22 protein-coding genes are annotated in these 22,657 nt (G+C 41.3%); 20 read left to right on the forward strand and 2 right to left on the reverse strand.

Annotated elements, in window-relative coordinates:
- Positions 1–111: 111 nt before the first annotated feature.
- The 20 genes from CR194_RS12710 (at position 112) to CR194_RS12805 (ending at position 16,740) form a co-directional block, all read left to right on the forward strand.
- Positions 112–939 carry a flagellar hook-basal body protein gene (locus CR194_RS12710; RefSeq protein ID WP_110610070.1) on the forward strand — a complete coding sequence of 276 codons (828 nt, stop codon included), beginning with the start codon at positions 112–114 and terminating at the stop codon, positions 937–939.
- Positions 940–978: 39 nt separating this feature from the next.
- The gene (locus CR194_RS12715; protein ID WP_110610071.1) at positions 979–1,809 is read left to right on the forward strand and encodes a flagellar hook-basal body protein; all 831 of its coding nucleotides are present in this window, start codon (positions 979–981) and stop codon (positions 1,807–1,809) included.
- 108 nt (positions 1,810–1,917) lie between these two features.
- The gene (locus CR194_RS20570; protein ID WP_233254355.1) at positions 1,918–2,496 is read left to right on the forward strand and encodes a DNA-directed RNA polymerase subunit beta; all 579 of its coding nucleotides are present in this window, start codon (positions 1,918–1,920) and stop codon (positions 2,494–2,496) included.
- 136 nt (positions 2,497–2,632) lie between these two features.
- Positions 2,633–3,067, forward strand: coding sequence for a 3-hydroxyacyl-ACP dehydratase FabZ (fabZ, locus tag CR194_RS12725; protein WP_110610072.1), 435 nt, complete (start codon positions 2,633–2,635; stop codon positions 3,065–3,067).
- Between the two features lie 466 nt (positions 3,068–3,533).
- The gene (locus tag CR194_RS12730; RefSeq protein WP_110610073.1) at positions 3,534–3,935 is read left to right on the forward strand and encodes a hypothetical protein; all 402 of its coding nucleotides are present in this window, start codon (positions 3,534–3,536) and stop codon (positions 3,933–3,935) included.
- A gap of 93 nt (positions 3,936–4,028) precedes the next feature.
- Complete coding sequence (locus CR194_RS12735; RefSeq protein WP_110610074.1) at positions 4,029–4,289, forward strand: DNA primase; 261 nt, start codon at positions 4,029–4,031, stop codon at positions 4,287–4,289.
- A gap of 55 nt (positions 4,290–4,344) precedes the next feature.
- Positions 4,345–4,548, forward strand: a complete 204-nt coding sequence (locus tag CR194_RS12740; protein ID WP_110610075.1) for a hypothetical protein — start codon at positions 4,345–4,347, stop codon at positions 4,546–4,548.
- 73 nt (positions 4,549–4,621) lie between these two features.
- Positions 4,622–4,777: a hypothetical protein gene (locus CR194_RS20420; protein WP_199228174.1), complete on the forward strand. Its 156-nt coding sequence runs from the start codon at positions 4,622–4,624 to the stop codon at positions 4,775–4,777.
- A 201-nt stretch (positions 4,778–4,978) separates the two neighbouring features.
- A complete protein-coding gene (locus CR194_RS12745; RefSeq protein ID WP_110610076.1) occupies positions 4,979–5,224 on the forward strand; it encodes a hypothetical protein in 246 nt (81 codons plus the stop codon).
- An 11-nt stretch (positions 5,225–5,235) separates the two neighbouring features.
- Entirely contained in the window at positions 5,236–6,039 is an 804-nt protein-coding gene (locus CR194_RS12750; protein WP_269845723.1) for a sugar-transfer associated ATP-grasp domain-containing protein, read from the forward strand.
- A gap of 61 nt (positions 6,040–6,100) precedes the next feature.
- Complete coding sequence (locus tag CR194_RS12755; protein ID WP_146035951.1) at positions 6,101–6,283, forward strand: hypothetical protein; 183 nt, start codon at positions 6,101–6,103, stop codon at positions 6,281–6,283.
- A 390-nt stretch (positions 6,284–6,673) separates the two neighbouring features.
- On the forward strand, positions 6,674–7,006 hold the full coding sequence (locus CR194_RS12765; protein ID WP_110610080.1) for a hypothetical protein: 333 nt from the start codon (positions 6,674–6,676) through the stop codon (positions 7,004–7,006).
- A gap of 250 nt (positions 7,007–7,256) precedes the next feature.
- Entirely contained in the window at positions 7,257–8,438 is a 1,182-nt protein-coding gene (gene pgsB / locus CR194_RS12770; protein ID WP_110610081.1) for a poly-gamma-glutamate synthase PgsB, read from the forward strand.
- Positions 8,439–8,483: 45 nt separating this feature from the next.
- Entirely contained in the window at positions 8,484–8,936 is a 453-nt protein-coding gene (gene pgsC, locus CR194_RS12775) for a poly-gamma-glutamate biosynthesis protein PgsC (RefSeq protein ID WP_110610082.1), read from the forward strand.
- A gap of 61 nt (positions 8,937–8,997) precedes the next feature.
- A complete protein-coding gene (locus CR194_RS12780) occupies positions 8,998–10,149 on the forward strand; it encodes a CapA family protein (protein WP_110610083.1) in 1,152 nt (383 codons plus the stop codon).
- Positions 10,150–10,155: 6 nt separating this feature from the next.
- Positions 10,156–12,348 (forward strand): gamma-glutamyltransferase, encoded by a 2,193-nt coding sequence (locus CR194_RS20575; protein WP_110610084.1) that lies wholly within the window; start codon positions 10,156–10,158, stop codon positions 12,346–12,348.
- Positions 12,345–13,364: a hypothetical protein gene (locus CR194_RS12790; protein ID WP_110610085.1), complete on the forward strand. Its 1,020-nt coding sequence runs from the start codon at positions 12,345–12,347 to the stop codon at positions 13,362–13,364. The genes CR194_RS20575 and CR194_RS12790 overlap by 4 nt, the downstream gene beginning before the upstream one ends.
- A 461-nt stretch (positions 13,365–13,825) precedes the next feature.
- Complete coding sequence (locus CR194_RS12795) at positions 13,826–15,475, forward strand: C40 family peptidase (protein WP_110610086.1); 1,650 nt, start codon at positions 13,826–13,828, stop codon at positions 15,473–15,475.
- A 271-nt stretch (positions 15,476–15,746) separates the two neighbouring features.
- Positions 15,747–16,166, forward strand: coding sequence for a Fe-S cluster assembly sulfur transfer protein SufU (gene sufU / locus CR194_RS12800; protein WP_110610087.1), 420 nt, complete (start codon positions 15,747–15,749; stop codon positions 16,164–16,166).
- Positions 16,167–16,350: 184 nt separating this feature from the next.
- Positions 16,351–16,740 (forward strand): (2Fe-2S) ferredoxin domain-containing protein, encoded by a 390-nt coding sequence (locus CR194_RS12805; RefSeq protein WP_110610088.1) that lies wholly within the window; start codon positions 16,351–16,353, stop codon positions 16,738–16,740.
- Positions 16,741–16,987: 247 nt separating this feature from the next.
- Here CR194_RS12805 and CR194_RS12810 read toward each other — a convergent pair whose 3' ends face one another.
- Together CR194_RS12810 and CR194_RS12815 are read right to left on the reverse strand one after the other, a co-directional pair.
- Positions 16,988–17,959 (reverse strand): C40 family peptidase, encoded by a 972-nt coding sequence (locus CR194_RS12810; protein ID WP_110610089.1) that lies wholly within the window; start codon positions 17,957–17,959, stop codon positions 16,988–16,990.
- A 329-nt stretch (positions 17,960–18,288) separates the two neighbouring features.
- Positions 18,289–22,452 (reverse strand): peptidoglycan-binding protein, encoded by a 4,164-nt coding sequence (locus CR194_RS12815; RefSeq protein ID WP_158282257.1) that lies wholly within the window; start codon positions 22,450–22,452, stop codon positions 18,289–18,291.
- Positions 22,453–22,657: the final 205 nt, after the last annotated feature.

Here is a 22,657-nt window from a genome sequence, read left to right on the forward strand (position 1 = left end):
AGATTTAATAAAGCACAATTGCCTTTAGATCATCATCTATGTTTTAAAAGGAATTCTTGCGTCTCGTGAGAATTCTCTTATACGAATTAGCCATTTAAAGAGGTGAAGGGTATGTTACGTGGGTTATATGCGGCAGGATCAGGAATGATCGCCCAACAGCGTCGGCAAGAAATGTTGTCCAATAATTTATCGAATATTAACACTCCAGGCCATAAAGGAGACCAAAGCTCTTTACGAGCGTTTCCGAATATGCTTATTCAAGCCATGGGAACGGATCATCCCCGCTCTCACGGAACGAATCGTGTAGGCGAGCTTTCCACGGGTGTGTATATGCAAGAGCAGACACCGAATTTCCGGCAAGGAGATATGCAAGAAACGGACAACACGACGGACGTGGCTCTTCTGCAAGGACTAGTCCCGACAGATGAGGAAACGGGAGAGGACGCCATGCTTGTTTATGAAACATTGAATAATGATGGAGACCTGCGCTATACCCGAAACGGCAACTTCACCGTAGATGGACAAGGGTTCTTAACCAGTTCCCAAGGGCACTATATTCTTGGCATTGATGGCGAGCCGATCAATGTGCAAAACGATCAGATTCGTGTTGATAGTAACGGAGAGATCTTTTCCACTGTGGACGAAGAACTCCTCGGTCAGATCAATGTCGCTGTTGTAACAGACCCGACCCAACTGGTAAAAGAGGGGGAAGGGTTTCTTCGATACGAGGGTGAAAATGATGTTTTTACAGCGGTAGATAACGAGGATGTCACCTACCAGCTTCAGCAAGGCTTCATTGAACGTTCAAACGTCGACGCCTCCCAGACAGTGACTGAGATGATGACTGCTTTAAGAGCTTTTGAGGCGAACCAGAAAGTCCTCCAAGCATATGATCAAAGCATGGAGCGGGCTGTTAACGATATTGGACGTATTGGATAATAAACTTAAGCTCATTATAAAAAAAGCAGGTGAACCTTCATGAATCAATCAATGATTAATTCAGCCGTAACCATGGGGCAAATACAACATAAATTGGACACAACAGGAAACAACTTAGCCAATGCGAACACGACCGGTTATAAACGTCGTGATACGAGTTTTTCGGACCTTCTTTTTCAACAGGTAAATAATCAGTTTGTTACTGAAAAAGAAGTGGGACGCCAAACACCGCATGGTATTCGTGTAGGTTCAGGAGCTTCCGTTGCGCAAACGGCAGTTCGTTTCCAACAAGGGTCTATTCAAGAAACAGGCCGTGATTTGGACGTTAGTATGACGGAACCTGGGTATTTCTTCGAGGTTTCCCCGACAGACGAGGGAGAGCGCCGGTTTACGAGAGATGGCGCCTTTTATTTGAGCCCGAACCCGAATGTTGCTGAGGAAAATCTCCTCGTTAATTCAGAGGGAGAATATGTGCTTTCAGCAGCGGGTCAACCGATCTCCTTACCGGCCAATTACGACTCTTTTCAAATCACCGATACAGGGGCGATTCAGATGACCTTTGAAGACGGGCTAGAAGAAAATGTCGGACAACTACAGCTTGTCAATATTAACAAACCGCAACTGTTAAATAGTATTGGCGATAACAACTATGTTTTTCCTGACTTAAACGAACTGGATCTAGAATTAGCCGATGTTCTTGAAGAGGGAGTGAACGCAGGAGTGATCCGCCAATCCTCCTTGGAGATGTCGAATGTGGATACAGGGAAAGAAATGAACGACATGATGGAAGCACAACGATTTTATCAATTTAACTCTCAAGCCATCAGCATCACGGATCAAATGATGGGACTTGTTACGAACCTTCGCTAATTCATGATTCTGTTTAATTGGATGAACCTTTGTGACTTTTTGGATTCACATGAGTTTACAACAGTGTTATGATAGTTGGACATTATTGCAACAGACGAGGAGCTAGTCATGAGTAAAGAGAAAGATTTCAACAATCAGCCAGAAGATCATAAGAGCGATACGCCTTCAACGGATGCTGAGCATCAGCCATCACAACCAAATCACGTACCAGCTGAAGAATCAGCCGATGATGATTTCATGAAACCATTTCTTGAACCGGAAAATAAACAGTCAGCCGATCCTTCTGAGCCAGTGAGGGAGAAAAACGCGGGTCCTGTGTCAGAAGATATCGAGCAGCCTGATGATCCCCCTCTTTCTGAGGAGGATGTAGAGGATCAGCAAGTTGCTTCTGCTCCCCTTCCTCAGCGGACGGACGCGCCATCCGAAGAGGATGAAGAAGTAGCTGAAGAAGAGGATGAAGAGAAGCGCAAAGACCGAAAGCGAGAGAAAACAGGGCGTATTAGGATGATTCCTATCTGGGTTCGACTCGTGTTTATTATCGCTGCAATCATAGGGAGCCTTGCACTAGGAGCGATGATTGGCTACGGCATTGTTGGAGAAGGTGGCAATCCGATGGACGTGTTTAATCCTCAGACGTGGTATCATATTTACGATATCATTTTTGAAGGTACAGACCGACAGCGGTAAAGGTGATGAGGGGCTGGACGTGTTTACGGAGAAATTCCGTTAACGTGTCCAGCTCCTCTTGTGTCTCTGAATAAAAAAACGTAAACTAAACATAAGTAGAAATCATTGTCTGATTATATGAGGAGGTCACAATCTTATGCTAGATGTACAAGAAATAAAAGAGATTATTCCCCATCGCTATCCTTTTTTGTTGGTGGATCGAATTTTAGAGGTTGAAGAAGGTCAACGGGCTGTAGGGATCAAGAACGTAACTGCAAACGAAGAGTTCTTTAATGGTCATTTTCCCGATTACCCTGTCATGCCCGGTGTGTTAATTATTGAGGCATTAGCTCAAGTCGGAGCAGTAGCGATGTTAAAGAAAGAAGAGAATCGCGGTCGCCTTGCATTCTTCGCCGGGATTGACGGCTGTCGCTTCAAAGGTCAAGTGAAGCCTGGAGACCAACTTCGTCTAGAAGTAGAAATGACTCGTCTTCGAGGGTCGATCGGTAAAGGAAAAGCAACCGCATCTGTCGAAGGAAAAACGGTGGCAGAAGCTGAACTCATGTTTGCTTTAGGTGATAAACAAGAATAAGTAAGCGAAGAACTCCTCTAGAATGAAGAGGAGTTTTTTGTTTGGATTCCATGACACATAGCTATACCTAACACGGAGTGGCTTTGAGCCCACAGTGCAGGCGTGCATAATCAAACGTTTGATTAACTATTTTGTGACACGCCTCGGTATGAAAGGGATAGAATCGACATAGATAGATTGTGGGAAAGTGTGTGAAAAAAACAATAGTTGAACAAGACTTTATTCATTTAATAAATCATGATAGGTAGATAATTGTGATGGAAAAACCTTCTGAAATCAGTGTGTGTAACCAATTGAGTGAACTTATTTTGAATTTGGGAGATCGTGTGTAAAATATGGGAGATTATCAAAAATGTTTTTTTCATGTTTTGAAGTGGTGAAAACGTGAAATAGCCCGAAGTAGAAACATTGCTATTGCAATTATCTTAAGCAAAAAAACTTTAAACTACTTTAGGAGGAATTATTCATGAGAAAAAAGACAATCTTAACGGTAGCTTCAGCTATCTTATCTTTAGGGATCCTAGCAGCATGCGGAGATAACGACGAGAACGTTGACATTGAAATCAATGAGAACAACGGAAACAACGGTGGCGTTGAAGAAACAAACGACGGTGTTGACAACAATGACGGCATGGACAATGACAACGGTATGGAGAACAACGATGGAATGAATAACAATGATGGAATGAACAATGACGACGGAATGAATAACAATGATGGAATGAACAACAATGATGGCAACGACGGAGACGTTAACGTTGATGTAGATGCTGACTCTGATGCAGACGCAGATGGTGATGCTGACGGAAACGCTGATGGTAATGCAGACGGTAATGCCGATGCAGATGCTGATAACGCAGAAGATTAATTTGTTGGAAATTCAATTTTAATTAAAAAATCATCAATAATTATGTATCGAAAGTAACACAATAATAGATATTAGATTGAAGGAGGAAAAATCATGAAGAAGAAGTTAATGTTAACAGCCTTATCAAGTGTATTAGCTCTAGGTGTTCTAGGAGCATGTGGAGATGCAGAGAATAACGACGGTTTAGAAAATGATCCAGCAGTTGAAAACAATGGCGGCATGAATGATGACGGCATGGACAACGATGGAATGAACAACGACGGCATGGATAATGACATGGATGATGATGGAATGAATAACGATGGTATGAATAATGACATGAACGATGACATGAATAACGACACTAACGGTTAATTATTTCGTTATCGTTAAATGATTTTATTAAAATTACCTTTAGGAGGAAAACAACATGAAGAAAAAAGTGATGTTAACAGCCTTATCAAGTGTATTAGCTCTAGGTGTTCTAGGAGCATGTGGAGATGCAGAGAATAACGACGGTTTAGAAAATGATCCAGCAGTTGAGAACAATGGCGGCATGAATGATGACGGCATGGACAACGATGGCATGGATGACGATGGTATGGATAATGATATGAACGAAGGTAACGAATAAGTTTTGTTAGCTTAATGATTACGTACTTCAACAATTTTTATTATAAATATAAATTTTGAAGGAGGAACAAATCATGAAGAAAAAGTTGATGTTAACAGCGTTGTCTAGTGTATTGGCGTTAGGTGTTCTAGGAGCTTGCGGTGACGTGAACGATGAACCGCTGAACGATGATCCGATGGAGAATGACGGCGGTATGAATGATGACATGAACAACGATGGAGACATGTAATAGACTGAAAGTTTGAGGGCGTGCTGAGGCACGTCCTTTTTTTATGCACTATTTTCATTATAGGGCTAATATTAAAAATTAGGTCATGAAATACCTTCTACATTCTTAAATATATCTTTTATTTTTAAAGAAATTAACCCAATTATAGATAAAATTATTTGCAGTGATAGTTTTATTCAAAAATATATGGGGGTCTTTTTGTTGCAGTCTGTAGAGATAGAAGAAAAAGAATTGCAAGAATATCGGAAAATGGGGTTGAGAACTAGTTCCAGTGAATTTGATAAGTGGTTAAAGGGTGGGTTGCTAAATAATATTGATGAGAACTTTTTATCACAAGTAAATAATTATTGGATCGAAAATTATGATAGAAAGATTGATCCTACTTTACACGTAGCCTTTTCGAATCTAACTGGCAGAAAAGATAATAGGTTAATCCAGGAAAAATAATAAGAAAAGAGATTTTTCCTGTATTTAATGATTATGACATGTCGGTATTTTATAAAGATAAAAATTTATACGATATAGTCGTTAATCCCCCTCGTTCTGCTGTGACTTTAGTAAAGAATATAAACGGTAACTATTACGATGGAGACCACAATGGTATAAATTACTTAGAAGCATCTAGATTACTATTAGATAGTGATAAGGATATGATCATTAAACCAAGCAGATCTAACAATGGAAATGGAGTAGCTAAATTGTCGGTACGTAACGGAAAGGTTTATCTTAAAGAAAAACCAGTGACCTTTCAGGATATAGAAGATATTTATAAAGAAAATTTTTTAGTTCAGGAAGCTATTCAACAACACCCTACAATGGCAGCTCCCCATCCGGCTTCTGTGAATACTTTAAGAATGGTTACATTTAGATGCAAGAATGAAATTAGATACTTATTAGCCTTTGCCCGATTTGGCAGCAACAATGATATAAGGGATAACGCGGGAGCTAATGAAGGTGCTGATGGAATTCGGGTGGGTATTACTGATTCAGGTGATTTTTATGACGTTGCCTTAAGTAAGTATGGGAAAACTTACACTCATCATCCTACAACTGGTTTTTGTTTTCCTGAATTAAATTCAATACCTAATTATGATGAGTACATACAATTTGTAAAGGATTGTCATAAAAACATCCTACATCTTGATATTATTTCATGGGATATTGTTATGGGAGCTGACACTAAACCGGTTTTTTTAGAACCGAACTTTGCTGGCACTCCGACATTTTACCAACTGGCTTCACAGAAACCTTTTTTTTGGTGATTTAACAGAAGAAGTGCTCCATTATGTTAAGAATCAACTCGCGGAAAGCGAACCGCTTTTGATGAAAAAAGATAGAAATAAATTAGCTAGAAAGGCAGAGCAAGAAAATTTAGAAAAACAGAAAAAAATTGATAACGAATTAAAGGAAGTAACAAAGCTTTATGTTGACTTGAAAGGTGAAACCCAAAAAATAAAAAGAGAACTACTTATGAAAGATGATGTGCTTCGCTCCAAAAATAAATAAAGATGAAGCATTAAAAAGCAAAGAGAAAAAGCTTCATAAGAAGGAGACGGAAATTGAAAATTTCATTAAAAAATATGAGAGTGTAATACAAAGCAAAAGTTGGCGTTACACCCATATGTTTCGAATTTTATTAAAGTTGATAAAAGGTAAATAAGCTTTAATTCTTAGCTATCCCACATTTTCTCGATAATTCTTTGCACAGTTTACGTCAACAAAATGGTAAAGTGTGAAAGACTGCTTAAAAGCTGCAAATGCTATTGTCACAAGCTTGAAAGCAGGTTAAGATTATCCTCAGTTGATCAAAAGAAATCTGGTCAACGATGTGAGCCGGGTTATTTCAACTCTTAATGGACTCGCATAAATAGCACGAAAAATCAGGAGGAATTTATAATGAAAAAGAAATTATCACTTTCAATCTTATCAGGTGTTTTAGCAGTTGGCGTATTGGCAGCTTGTGGAGACAACAGCGAAAATAATAACGACCCAATGATGGAAGACAACAACACAGAAACTAACGTTGACATTGAAAACAATGAAATGAACAACGACATGGAAGAAAACATGGAAAATAACATGGAAAATGACATGGAAGAAAACTTAGAAGAAAACAACACAGAAGCTAACGTTGACGTTGAAAACAACGAAATGAACAATGACATGGAAGAAAACATGGAAGATAACATGGAAAATGACATTGAAGAGAACGACGCAGCAAACGAATAATAGTTACACAGTTAAGAGAGGTGATTCGCTCACCTCTCTTTTTTTTGTTCTTTTTCTTTTGAGCCTAAAATGTAAGATTCATCTATAATCCACGAGCTTCCGCAGGCTCTCGATGAGGAGTATCCCAACCCCCTGAATACTTCCTCCACCCCTTTATCATACCTTTTTCAAAAATCATGCTATTCTTCCGCTTAAAAAAGAAAAAGTTACACAGACTAATGAGAACTCACTTTTAGAAAGGCGATTAGTTATGTACCTTATTCCACTCTTCATTTCCTTATTGCTTACAGCAGCAATCATTGAGCGCATCTTTCATCAGAAATATGTGCAAAGCATACCGGTGAGGATCAATATTAACGGCGTTCGTGGTAAGTCAACAGTGACGAGATTGGTTACAGGCATAGTCACGGAAGCGGGATATAAAACCGTTGGTAAAACGACAGGCACATCAGCGAGAATGATTGTCTGGGATCAACAGGAAGAAATCCCAATGATCAGAGATCCGGAAGGGCCCAATATTAAAGAGCAGAAGAAAGTTATAAAAGATGCGTCAAAACGAGGAGCAGACGTTTTAATTAGTGAGTGTATGGCCGTTCAGCCGGATTATCAAATCACCTTTCAAGAGGTTCTTTTACAGGCGAACATCGGCGTGATTGTCAATGTGTTAGAAGATCATATGGATGTTCTCGGTCCCACATTAGATGATGTGGCAGATTCCTTTGTGGCTACCATTCCATATAAGGGGACGTTAATTATCAATCAATCAGCTTATACGTCTCGTTATCTTCAAGAAGCGAAAAAGAGACAGACGAAGGTCATCATTGCAGAACCTGATCGAGTGTCTGAAGACTATTTGCGAAAATTCTCCTATCTTATTTTTCCGGAAAACGCGGCTCTTGCCCTCGCAGTGGCACAGGCGCTTCATATTGATGAAACAACGGCCAAAGTGGGCATGCTCAACGCGTCCCCTGACCCAGGAGCGTTACGAATTGAGAAGATTACTTATGAGGAAACTACCTCGCCTTTCGTCAATGCCTTCGCTGCCAACGATCCTCATTCAACCTTGGCAATCTGGGAGCGAGTTCAACTACTAGGCTACTCAAAAGAGCGTCCCATAGTGATCATGAATTGTCGGGCAGACAGATTAGACCGGACGGAGCAATTTGCCGAGGATGTGTTAACGAAGATTGACATTTATACCCTCATTCTTATCGGTGAAGGGACGGAACCGATTGTCCGAGCGTTCAACGAGGGCAAGATCGAAGCAAATCAACTGATCAACCTAGAAGGTAAAAGCACGGCAGAAGTAACTAGAGCAGTTTACGAGCACGTTAGCGGCGACGTGATGTTTGGTATTGGTAATATTCACGGGGCGGCTGAGGGGCTGCTTAAAGAAGTACAGAAGCGGTCTGAAGAGGAAATAGCTTCATAAGGGAAACGCAGGACCAAATCGGTGATAGAAAAGGAGCTGCCTGACATGTTTGGATCAGATTTATATATTACCCTCGTGATTGGGGTGGTCTTAAGTCTCTTATACGCAGAGAAGGCAGGCGTTCTTCCTGGTGGAATTATTGTGCCAGGATACTTGGCGCTCATTTTCGACCAGCCATTTTTTATTATGTCGATCTTTTTTATTAGCTGTTTGATTTACTTGTTTGTCGTTCATTTTCTATCAAGGTACGCTATTCTTTACGGCAGGCGGAAGTTTGCAGCGATGCTGTTAACAGGAGTCGTGTTAAAACTGGCATTCGACTTCTTGTATCCCGTGATGCCCTTTGAAATATATGAGCTGAGAGGAATCGGTGTCATTGTGCCAGGTTTGATTGCTAACTCGTTTCAAAAGCAAGGAGTACTGATCACAATTACGAGCACGATGGTGCTAAGTGGAATCACATTTGCCATTATTACTTCCTATTATTATTTTTGGTAATAACCCGAGGCTGATTAAATGACCGCTCAATAAGAGCCGTGAGAATGAAGGGGTTTTTTCGATGAATAAGCAACAGCTACTCTTGCGCTGGTCAAAAAAACATAAGAAGAAACTAACCTTTCATACGTCCATTCTGGCGGTTATTTTAGGTGTGATTCTCTCATCCTCCCACCTCTGGGTCTCTGCGCAGGACATTCCAGATGTGAAAAAAGACGAGGAAGCCATATTCACAGCTAGTATGGTTGGTGATTTAATGTTCAGTAGACACATAGAAGAAGTAATTCAAAAAAAGGGCTATGACTTTTTATTTCAGTACGCCGATCCTTATTTTCAAATGTCGGACTTTGTGACTGGGAATTTCAAGCATCCCATTCAAATCCCTGGCCAAGAGCAACCGCCAAATACAAATCAAGTCGATACCTTTTCCACTTCTCCAAGAACAATCGATGAACTTACGAAACGAAATTTCAAATCGGTGTCGATCGCAAACAACCGCATCTATGATTATGGTTACCTCGGTTTTAGAAGCACGGTGAACTTTTTTGATCAGCGAGACGACATCGACGCTGCCGGGGTGATGAATGACTTAGACGACACCGATTGTGCTGTCATATATGAACATGAAGGACTAACAGTGGCCACACTGGGCGTGTCAGACATCTTAGAAGCCAATTCAGCGGCCACCACGTTCAGGCCAGGCATTATGCCTTTGACGAAGCCGGAGATCGTGATGAAAGCCATTTTAACCGCAGCGGAGAAAGCTGACATGGTCCTTGTTCACGTTCATTGGGGAGAATCTTTCGACAGTTACATCAATCAACGTCAAAGGGAGTTGGCCCATGCCATGTCTTTGGCAGGGGCGGATGTGATTATTGGTCACTACCCTCATGTCGTAGCCCCTGTAGAAGTTTACAACGATACGATCATTTTTTACAGTCTAGGGAACTTCATTTTCGACCAAGGATGGTCTAGGACGAAACAATCCGTCCTTGCTCATTACCGCCTCTATGAAGGTGGAGAAGCGAAGATGGAACTAGTCCCGTTCATGCTTTCAGAAGGGCAGCCAAAGCCGACGAAAACTCCGTCCATTTCCCAGAAAACATGGAAACGAATGTTAACCAAAAACCTCGATCCGAGTCAATGGTATGAAGAAGAGGGGCATGTGATTATCCCTTTGAACCATACGCGGGTCACAAAGGCAAAGGGAGGCTGATTCACGATGTGGCTTCGAAAAGCAACGAATCTCATTGGCATTCCACTCATTATCCTTTTTGTCGTTATGGCATATTTCGAAGTGTCGCCAGAACAAGAACCTGAAGTGCAAGGAAGTGGACGGTCCTTTCAAGGGATAGAAGCTGACACTGGCTTCGTGGTCAGTGCCGCCAACCCCGAAGCTGTAAAAGCAGGAGTGGACATTCTAGAGCAGGGAGGAAATGCAGTGGATGCAGCAATAGCCATTTCCTTTGCCCTTAGTGTCGTTGAACCATACGGCTCAGGCATTGGCGGGGGTGGATCGATGTTGATATACGACCCTACTGATAACGATGCTGAACCTGTCCGTTATATTGATTACCGGGAAACGGCACCGTTAAATCTCGTGACCGATTCAGTCTCAGCTTCCTTAGGGGGAGCAACAAACGTAGACCAGTTAACGGAATTTGGTGTTCCTGGTTTCTTGAAAGGGATGGATTATCTTTACAAACAATTTGGGACGATGGGTTTGCAACAGTTGTTGAATCCTGCCATTACTCTTGCTGACGAAGGATTTAAAGTGGACAAGTATTTAGCGGAACGATTTTACTATGCGCAAAATCGATTAAATCCAGCAGACATTCCCCATTATTTCCCGGAAAATACTTTTATTCAGCAAGGAAATACGCTCATTCAAAAAGAATTGTCTACGACGTTAGCAGAAATTGCTGCATCTGAAGATATGGGAACGTATTTTTTGGAGAAATTCGCACCAGACATGGCTCAATCCTTTCCGATCCTCACGGAAGAAGATTTCCGCCAATATGACGTGCTTGTGGATCATTCTCCGGCAACAGGGGAGTTTCAGGATTATCAAGTATACGCTGCTCCCGCACCATTAGGAGGCCCTGTATTCATTCAGGCGTTACAGATGGCAGAACTCATGAACATCGAAGACAACCAACCGATGAAACTTGCCACGGATGCGAAGGTAGACAGTGACAAAGACTTTGTTGATGTGGAAAAACAGCATCAGGATGATCAGAACGAAGTCTCAGAATGGGAACGAAGAGAACAGCTGAAACAGGTCGGCTCTTATGTAGATTTCATGGAAAAAATCATCGGTATGAATTACGAAACGTATCGAAACCGGCTGACGAACATCGGTGATCCTCAAACTTCACCACAAGCAGCTGAACGGGAACTTTCGTTAACGTCGTGGGAAAAGACAGCTGAACTCGTTCGCAATTGGGATGAGTATGTTGAAGAAAAAGCGAGTCAACGGAGGTTTGAAAATGGTGGTGACGATGATTTTCTTGAAGAAGGGACCGAATCATCCCTTCCCAAGACCTTTGTGAAAAATGACGAGGTTTCAAATATTCACGGTGTATATGCATCCGCAACGACAGGGGTGTTGTCCGACAAAAGGGAATCTTTCTTCGACGCGACTTCTGAAATCAATCAATATAACAACACGACGCACTTTGTCATTATTGATTCTGATGGGCGTGTCGTCTCAGCTACGCACACATTAAGTAACTTCTTTGGATCTGGCAAGTATTACAAAGGGTTCTTCTTAAATGATCAGTTAAGTAATTTCAGTGAAACGGAAGGGTCGATCAATGAACCTTATCCAGGCAGACGCCCGCGCAGTTTCATGAGTCCCGCGATATTAATGAAAGAAATAGATGGTGACATTGATGAAATCATCGGCCTGGGGTCCCCAGGAGGTGGTCGAATCCCGATGATGATGGCCCAAGTGCTGATTTATTACACGATGTACGATATGGACTTTGATGAAGCGATGACGTACATGACTCGTTTCCAATATGACTTTAACGAACAAACGGAAGAATACGAAATTCGGTTAGAACCTAAATTTCGCGAACTGGATCGATATGATGATATCCGAGAAGAACTTTCAAAGAGAGGATACCGTGTAACGGTGGAAGAAGGTCAGATGTATTTTGGCGGCATTCAAGCGGTAATCTACGATGCGATTAGACAAGAACTGCACGGGTATGCGGATCCTCGCCGGGGTGGGAGTGCTGACGGCGGGAGTGAACGTGGCACTGCGGTTCCAGGAACCGGTGTTACCGGAACCGGGGTTCCAGGAACCGACGTCACCGGAACCAGGGTTCCAGGAACCGACGTCACCGGAACCAACGTCACCGGAACCAAAATCCAAATCCGACAGCAGCAAAAAGGTGGTCACTCATGAACAAACAAGATTCCTCTCAAAAACGTCAAAAAAAACGAGCTAAACTTCTCCGAACTCTGTTGCCTATCCTGTTCTTCTTTGCGGTGTTTCTCTTCATGGTTGCATTCAAACACGAGGATGAACTGTCGAACGCAGAACGAAGAGCGATGGAGTTAGTGACATTTGAGGAAGAATGGGCCGTCCATGGTCATCTTCCGGAAGAACTTGTTGAAGCGACGGCGGGACTGGTTCCTCCCGTGAAAAGTCGGATGATTCACCGGATCATGGAAGAGATTCCGTTACACATTGTACATCTTCCATCTAATGACATGGCTGAACATACTGGAGTAGAATCGATTACCGGTGCTCCGAACGACCGTCCTCAATTTTTAACCACGGTTGATGAGCGATATTCTATCGGATGGTTTCCAACATGGATGATTGAGTTGGCCCATGAGTTGGATACTGCTTATAACAGAAAAGACTTAGCGGAGTTGACGGTACTGCATCCTACTGAAGCATTAAGAATCATGAATGAAACATTGGAAGGGGAAGAGGATCGACGAACAGCCCAAGAAGAAGAGCGCAGGGCAATGATTGAATCAGGGAAGCGACCATCTTTCATAGAGGAAGAAGAGACTATCCCTGTTTATCAAGACGTGGCAGCGGCGATTCGCACTCAACATCCTGATGTTCTATTACTTGATTTTGAAGCGATTGTTGAGCACACTCAAACGGAAGAATTTCGAATTTTTGAAGGAGGGAGTGTGGGTGTGGAAGATATAATCGATCAGACATACGAGTTTCTTGAAACACTCTACAGACCACAAGACAGGTTTACGACGTATCTATTATTTAGCGAGGATATGTACGACCATCTTGGCTTTGGTCCAACAGACCAATTGACAGATCAACTTCAATTGCTGGCAGAGCAAAATGAGTTCGTCTATTTCATTCCTGTCTCCTCTTACGAAGAGAGTGAGCAACCTTATTGGGAGAAGGAAGATATCTTGCCTTTGTTTTATAGCGGGGCATAGACGTGTAAAAAAAAAGAAAAAAGCGAAGTCTCCTTGGGACAGAGGAGCATCGCTTTTTTCTTTCGCTGAATAAAGGAATATTCCTTTACAAGCAAATCTATCTATTAATGATAGGGGGGGAGAGATGAAAGTGGTGGATTTCAACTCCTAGTATTAGTATACCCAGTGTGAATAAGTTAAAACATTTTTTTCGAAAAAAAGATAAAAAGTTTTTCGATAGTAGACTACGTGGATTTGAGAAGGTCATGAAAAGCCTTAAAGAGATGTCATTTGTCCTACGCATGTCATTCAAAAAGTGAGTATTTCCTCTTTAGATCATAAAATAAACAGATAATTCCCGGAAATAGTCCATAAGAACCTACTAATTTCGCATTTATATTGATAAAATTACCTTTATTGTTAGCTTTCTTGGGATTATAGGCTTGTTTATTATTAAAATAATGAAAGAAAGAGGTGGATTCATGTCTTTTTTTGAATCAAAAGTTCGATCAGCACTCTTTGTTTCTGCAGCTTCAGTCGGTGCAATGGTGGTTGCCCCGGGGTTAGCGGAAGCATCTTTTGGTGAAAAGAACTTACGTGTTGGAATGGAAGAAGAAAATGTAAAAGTTTTGCAAGAGAAATTAAAAGACAAAGGGTACTTCAACTTTCACACAGCGACTGGTTATTTTGGTAATGTTACCCGCCAGGCCGTCCAGAAATTTCAGAAAGAACACGGACTTACCCAAGATGGCATCGTCGGACCGCAAACATTTAGGGCGTTAAACGGGACGAGCTCTAGTAGCAACGGGACCCAGTCTTCCAACTCGAATAGTTCTTCATCAGGAAGTTCATCATCGAGTACATATGATTCGGGAACGTCATCCATTCAAAATGCTAGTCAAGTGATGCGTAGTGGAACAAGAAATCAAGATGTATCTAGGTTGCAGTCTTACTTGAAAAAAGCAGGGTTCTATGAACATCCTGAAATAACCGGAGTCTATGGCAACATGACACAGCAAGCAGTTCGAAAGTTCCAGCAGGCACGAGGCTTATCGGTAGACGGACTAGCTGGACCTCAAACGTTATCTATAGTGAACAGAGAAATTTCTGGATCGGCGCCATCGTCAGGCTCATCAGCTAGTTCCGGCAGTTCATCATCAAATAGTTCAACCAGTTCTAATAATTCATCAAGCAGTTCATCAAGTTCAAACAACTCGTCCGCGACTACATCCAGTTCATCTTCAGACATCTCCAATGTGGTGCTAAGACAAGGAGCGAGAGGAAGTCAAGTCCGTGAATTACAAACACGCTTGAAAGATTTAGGTTATTATACTTCTTCTGTGGACGGGTCATTCGGGCCGTTAACAGTTCAAGCGGTTCGTCAATTGCAAAGCCAGACGAATATTTCCGTAGATGGTGTATTCGGACCACAAACTTACAGAGAGTTGGAAAAAGGCATTTCTAACAATCAAACAAGTAGTTCATCTAATCAATCGTCGTCGAGCAACTCGTCTTCTCCTTCAGTTTTGAAAGAAGGAAGCAAAGGTTCTTCAGTGACAGAATTGCAAAATATGTTAAAGGCTACGGGCCATTTTAGCGGTAACGCAACAGGAAACTTCGGACCAGTAACGAAAGCAGCGCTTGTAAAATTCCAAAACCAATGGGGATTAATCTCTGACGGGATTGCTACAAAAGCAACATTAGATAAGTTGGAAGAAGTGGCAGCTATTCATATGAGTGAGTCAACCTCTAGTACAAGCTCATCGCAAAGCTTTAACACCATGAATTTAATTGCCGATGCTTCCGACCACCTAGGTGTTCCTTATCTCTGGGGTGGAACAACACCGTCAGGCTTTGACTGTAGCGGATTTATTCAAAGTGTCTTTAAAAACAACGGCGTGAATTTGCCAAGAACAGTGGCTCAGCAATGGAACGCAACAAAATCCGTTTCTACTCCGAGAGTGGGGGACATCGTTTATTTCGAAACGTATCGAACAGGACCTTCTCATAACGGTATTTATATAGGAAATAATCAATTCATTCATTCTGGAAGTTCAACAGGAGTCACGGTGACAAGTATGAGTAATAGCTATTGGTCTCAAAGGTATTTAGGAGCCAGAAGAGCAAATTAACTACAATTTCAAAAGAGATACGCCCTGCCATAAACAGAGTGTATCTCTTTTTTTTGTTCTCACGCTCTCATGTGAATTTGAAAGACCAATCCATTTGACAAATTAAATCGTAATGGTTACGATTTAATTACCAACTATAGAATGGGTTAACACAGGACTGACGAAAGGTTCGACGTCTTTGGATGGGATATTACCAGTCTTATAGACCAGTTTTGAAAAATGAACTTTTTAGGATAGTCACATCTATTACTTAATAGAGAGGAGAGAAATCATGCTTGACGATCTTTACCGACAGTTGATCATGGACCATACAAGACGAAAACGGAATTATCGAGAGATGAAGGATGGCGACTTTGTTCATTATAAAAATCCTACGTGCGGGGACGTTATGACGTTGTTTTGGAAGTGGAATGACAATGGTACGCTGGAGGATGTCAGTTTTATTGGAGAAGGGTGTAGTATCTCTATGGCCTCGTGTTCGATGATGACTGAACTTGCTAAGGGCAAAAGTTATCATGAAATTGTAGCATTACGTGAGGGAATGGAGAGGCTTATTCGTCATGAAGAGGAACCCGATGAATTTGATCTTGATGACGCCCTGTCACTAGCAGGTGTCCACCGCCTTCGCGCACGTCATAATTGTGCACTTATGCCTTGGCAGGCGATGGATAGGGCATTTCTAGATACGTAGTTAAATAAATGCAATCTTGAACGTAATAGGATAAATCGTTCATATACTTGGGAGAAAAGATTACATTGGAGTAGAGAAACGCTTTTCTGCTCTTTTTATATTTGTTTAATTTAGCAGCTGGATTAACCTTCTTTTCGTGATCACCCACAACCATATTTTTATGCGAGAAAGGAGAACATTTGTCATGACAACTTGGGATTTATCTCGGACGAAAAATCATATTTTGATTTGTAATGGAGGATCTTGTTCGCGTCAAGGAGCAGAAGAACTAACAGACTCTCTAAGAGAAGAGATCAGTCGACGTGAATTAAATACTGAGATTCATACAACGAAAACTCGCTGCAACGGAAGGTGTCAGGATGCCTGTGTAGTAACGGTATACCCTGAGGGAAGTTGGTATAAGGATCTTTCAATTAGTGACGTTAAGCCGTTTATTCAATCGCTTTATACTCAACAGGTGTATGAGACGAAAAGGTGCCTGTATTTCAATGAGGACGGCTTTCAACCTGTAGATGAAACAATTGCAACGGGAATGTCGAAAGAGGCGGCAAGAAAGAAACGTTCTGCTAAGTAGCCTTTCAGAAAAATAAAATGACCTTTCTAAGGTGTCAATGAAAAGTACTTCGACGACCGTTCACATCCAAAAAATCTTTAAAATGTTATCAATAAATGCAAATAAAAAAACTCCCGGGGACTCGAGAGTTTTTTTGAAATAAGTTTTATCATGATGTTTAGAATATATAGTACGGGGAAGGTAGTATATTGTAAGCAGAATTTAGTGAATGTGTCATATAGTAGTAGATTGATTGTTTAATAGATAATTATAGACGTCCCGCACCCATGTAAGTGCTGCTCCAGTAAGGATTACTCATATCAGATACTGTTACACCAGTAGATGCACCAGAGTGAATGAATTGCCCGTTACCTAAGTAGATTCCTGCGTGTGAAGGACCTGTACGAGTTTCAAAGAACACGATGTCTCCACGTTGTGGGTTAGATACTTTTGTAGCTGCGCTATACATACCAGCTACAGTACGTGGAATGCTCTTACCATTGTTGTTGAAAGCATAGTTAATGAACCCACTGCAGTCGAAACCAGATGGTGTAGTTCCACCCCACTGATAAGATGATCCGATTACGCTACGAGCTGTTGAAATGATTCCTTCAGTGTTCCCTGAAGAATTACTTACAGTGGTTGCTGTGTTTGAGCTTGAGCTAGTGTTGCTTGAGCTTGAAGAAGCAGATGTACCATTGATTGCTCCGTAAGTTTGTGGTCCAGCGATACCGTCAACACTGATTCCAGCACTACGTTGGAAGTCACGTACAGATTGTTGAGTCTTAGGTCCGTAAACACCAGATGTTCCGCCTGAAAATCCACGCTCATTTAACGCGATTTGCAATTGACGAACTTGGTCTCCACGAGCACCAGGACGCAATACTGTGTTGAACGAAATTGTTGAGTTGCTTGAAGAACTAACTTGAGCTGTGTTTGAGCTAGAGCTGCTTCCTGAAACGCCTAAAGCACGGAATGTTTGTGGTCCAGCGATGCCGTCAACTGAGATCCCAGCACTGCGTTGGAAGTCACGAACAGCTTGTCTAGTTACATTTCCGAAAAAACCACTTGAATGACTAACTGAGAAATGCCCTGTGTCCCGCAAAGCATCTTGTAATTCTGATACGTCAGCGTGACGTGTACCTTCTCTTAATGTTTGATCTCCTAAAGCTGCGTCGAATGCTGTCGGCATTGCGAACAAGCTTCCTGCTAAAATAACACTCATTACCACTTTTTTCATAAAATTTACTCTCCCCTTATTATGTAATTTCATTTTATTTCGTTTGGTTTAATTTGGCTGCGTTTGGTTTTCCTGATCACAAGACTTAGTGTATATGAAAAAATATGAGAGAACAATAGATTATCCCATACGTTAACTAACGTTAACCTCTCTGTAAAATTTGTAATATAAATTAATATTCTGACACTTGATGTAGCGTCTTTGTAACAAAAACAGGCTATTTGACTAATGAAGTCTGACTGTTATGTTACATAAGTGTGTCATGGAGGAAATAAAAAAAGACTTTATACGATAGAAATCGTATAAAGTCTATAAAACTATGGTAAAGCTTATCTGAAATAATTAATCATTGCGTCGCGGATCGCTTCAGCAGATCGTTGACGATAAGAATCTTGTCGAAGTTTCGCTGCGTCTGCAGGATAGTCTTTGAAAGCAACTTCTAATAGAGCACTTGGAATTTGAGTTTCACGAATGACATGATAGTTTCCTTCTTCTACACGTCGATAATGTGTCCCCATTTTTGCTACGGTTGCATCTTGCAACGCATGAGCTAGCCTAATACTGTTAGCCCGTTCGTATTTACCGTGCCAGAATGTCTCGGTCCCATTTGCAGAACCATTAAACACATTTGTATGAACACTTACAAAGGCATCTGCCCCCGATCGGTTACCGATAAATGAACGTTGACTAAGAGATAGGAAGAAGTCTGTTCTTCTTATCATAATCACTTCTGCCCCTGCTTGTCTCAAGAGCTCTTCAGCTCTTAAACTAATATCAAGGACAACATCTTTTTCCAGCATGCCGCCACCAATACCACCTGAGTCTTGAGCGCCGTGACCGGCATCAAGAACAATCGTTTTACCGGCTAATGGACCTGAACTAGCTGAAGATTTTGAAGCTAATTGAATATAACCAGCAGATACATAGCCTGTTTTATTATTATCGTACTTAATTTGGTGCCAGCTGTTCTGACCAGATCGGCTGTAAGTAGACAAAATTTCAACTCTGTCATCTCTAGATAGAGAATCAACTTGTCCGTATGAAGTACCTGGGCCAGAGCGAACATTTAATGAAGGCCCATTTACATATCCGATCACAGCCGAACCAACGAAGTCTTCGTCGGAAGAGTCTTCAGAAGGAATGTCTACAAATGATCCAGATACATAGGCTGTTCCACCGTTAAATGAAATTCTATACCATCCATTACTAGATTCAGATAGGATACTTACGACTGAGCCGTTTGTTAATTGTCCAACAACGCCATAGCTCGTGCTTGGTCCGCTGCGAACATTTAATGATGAGGCAGTGATAACCCCAGTTTGAGCTGTTTCTTCAAGTAAGCTTGAGATCATAGCTAAAGTGGGCCCGTCAGCGATTCCATTATCTACTAATTCGTTGCTCCGTTGAAACTCACTAACCACTCCAGCAGTAACTGAACTATAACTGTTAGATGGATTCGTTGGGAAGTTGCCATAACCTAGAGCTGTTAAATTCTCTTTTAATTCAACGATATGAGAGCCGCGCTCCCCATTCGTATAAGGAGAGTTTAATGTACTATCAATAAAACTTAAAGTTTCTTCATCTGCAATGCCTGATATGTCTAAGCCATAATATTGTTGGAAGTCTTCCACAACACCCATGGTCACAGGACCGTAACGGTTAGAAGGATTAGTAGGAAAACTTCCAAATCCAAGGTGTGTTAAGTCCATTTTTAATTGTGTGATATGTGATCCAGAAGCTCCGTCGAAAAAGGCAGTAGTCAGGGCCTGTTCAATGGTAGCTAGCGAGTTTGAATCGGGAATACCAGTCACATTTAACCCATACTCCCGCTGGAAGTCTTCCACAACGCCCATGGTCACAGGACCGAAACGGTTAGAAGGGTTAGATGGGAAATTCCCAAAACCAAGGTTAGTTAAGTCAATTTTCAAGTCGGTAATATGATCTCCGGCAGCTCCATCGAAAAAGGCAGAAGCAAGGGCCGCATCAATGGCAGCTAACGTTTCAGAATTAGCAATACCAGTCACATTTAAGCCGAAATCCCGTTGAAAATCCTCCACAACGCCCATCGTTACAGGACCGTAACGGTTAGAAGGGCTAGAAGGGAAGTTCCCAAAGCCAAGATTGGTTAAGTCAATCTTTAAATCAGTGACATGATCCCCGGCAGCTCCATTGAAGAAAGCAGAAGCAAGGGCCGCATCAATGGCAGCTAATGTTTCAGAATCTGCAATCCCTGTCACTGGTAAACTGTATGCCCGTTGGAAATCTTCCACAACGCCCATCGTTACAGGACCGTAACGGTTAGAAGGGCTAGACGGGAAGTTCCCAAAGCCAAGGTTGGTTAAGTCGATTTTTAAATCAGTGACATGATCTCCGGCAGCTCCGTCGAAAAAGGCAGAAGCGAGTGCCGCATCAATGGCAGCTAATGTTTCAGAATCTGCAATCCCTGTCACTGGTAAACTGTATGCCCGTTGGAAATCTTCCACAACGCCCATCGTTACAGGACCGTAACGGTCAGAAGGACTAGATGGGAAGTTTCCGAAACCAAGGTTCGTAAGGTCAAGTTTGAGGTCTCTGATATAGTCTCCACTTGCCCCATCATAAAAATCATTATTTAATGCTGAATCAATCGTATTTAACGTTTGTGTATCAGCCAAACCGGTAATAGGTAAATTATGAGAAGCTTGAAATTCTTCCACCACTCCCATGGTGACAGGACCGTATGTAGTTGATGGATCACTAGGAAATGAGCCAAAACCAAGTTCTGTCAAGTTCTCTTTGAGTTCTACTGTTTCACTATCCGTTAAAGTTGGAGTAGCAGTTGTCATGGAGAAAGATTGAAAGCTCTCATCTGATTGAACTTCTTGATTCTTCTCTTCGTCTTTGTCCGAAGTCGATTCAGAAGAGTCATTTTTTTTGTCTTCAAAAGCTGTTTCTTCATTAGAAGCTTCATTCGTTTCATTAGAATCTTCTTCGGATTCTACTTTTTCATCGGATTGACGTTGTTCATTCTTCTCTTCGTCTTTGTCCGAAGTCGATTCAGAAGAGTCATTTTTTTTGTCTTCAAAAGCTGTTTCTTCATTAGAAGCTTCATTCGTTTCATTAGAATCTTCTTCGGATTCTACTTTTTCATCGGATTGACGTTGTTCATTTTTCTCTTCGTCTTTGTCCGAAGTGGATTCAGAAGAGTCGCTTTCTTTGTCTTCAGAAAGTGTTTCTTCATTAGAAGCTTCATTTGTTTCGTTAGAAGCGTCTACGTTTTCTACTTTTTCATCTGATTGGTTTTCTTCATTCTTCTCTTCGTCTTTATCCGAAGTGGATTCAGAAGAGTTGCTTTCTTTGTCTTCAGAAGCTGTTTCTTCATTAGAAGCTTCATTTGTTTCGTTAGAAGCATCCTCGTTTTCTACGTTTTCATCTGATTGGTTTTCTTCATTTTTCTCTTCGTCTTTATCCGAAGTGGATTCAGAAGAGTCGCTTTCTTTGTCTTCAGAAGCTGTTTCTTCATTAGAAGCTTCATTTGTTTCGTTAGAAGCATCCTCGTTTTCTACGTTTTCATCTGATTGGTTTTCTTCATTTTTCTCTTCGTCTTTATCCGAAGTGGATTCAGAAGAGTTGCTTTCTTTGTCTTCAGAAGCTGTTTCTTCATTAGAATCTTCATTCGTTTCATTAGAAGCGTCTTCAGATTCTACTTGCTCATCTGATGTCTCAGTAGATTCTTCTTCCTTGCCATCTTCTTCAACGTCTTCTTCTTCTTCACGTAATTCGAAGACGAGTTCTTCTTTGTATTCATTTCCTGCAAGGTCACGGACAAAAAATGTCGCTGTAGTCGTGCCTATTTTGAAAGAATCCTCCAGTAGAAAGCTTCCATCTTGAGCTAAATCAAGGTGGGATTCTTCATAGACATCTCCATCTTTTTCTAATTCAAATGAAAAGTCTAATGTGGAAGTGTCTAAGCCCATGCTTATTAAAGAAGATTGCACAGTCCCTTCAAGGATATTATCCTCTAAAGTTACTTTGTCTTCAGAATAAACTTCATTCCACTCAATAGCAGGTTGTTCACTATTATGAACAAAAGCAGTCTTTTCTACAACGTTGTCTTCATTTTCAGAAGATTCGTCAATTAATGCCAAATGGTAAACGTCATCTTCTAAATGGATGACTTCCTCTTCAGTATCGTTCTTTATAGAGAAATCCCATTCGAATAAAAATGACTCTTCTTCCTCATTCATTACGTCAGTCACTTTTCCAAGGTTCTCTTCTTCACTATTCAATAGATAAAGAACAAGATTCTCCTCAACACCTTCATAAGAAAGGGTGATGGACTCCTCGGATGACTGGTTAAACACTTTTGGTTGCACTGTTAGAAAACTGGTTTCTTCGTCTTTTTCAGTGAAAAGACCTTCAAGATCTCCTGCAGCTGCAGGGAGAACCGAAGAGAAAAACAGTAGCAGAGCCAAATGTACGACAGTGATCTGTCGAATGGTTCTTTTGGACACGCACTTCATCTCCTTAGATTAGAAAAGTTATATTAAGTTTTTAGATAGATAGTGGGATTAAGCTAAGCTAAATTAGTTGCTATGTAATCTCTCCTCCTTTCAGAAAGGTCTAACACAGGATACATTTTATTACAAAGTGTGGGGAAAATCTATGAGACTATTACACAAATGTCAAAAAAGCAAGAATTTAATCGTTTTGTAACAT

It is taken from the genome of Salipaludibacillus keqinensis (assembly GCF_003226325.1).
Taxonomy (GTDB): domain Bacteria; phylum Bacillota; class Bacilli; order Bacillales; family Salisediminibacteriaceae; genus Salipaludibacillus; species Salipaludibacillus keqinensis.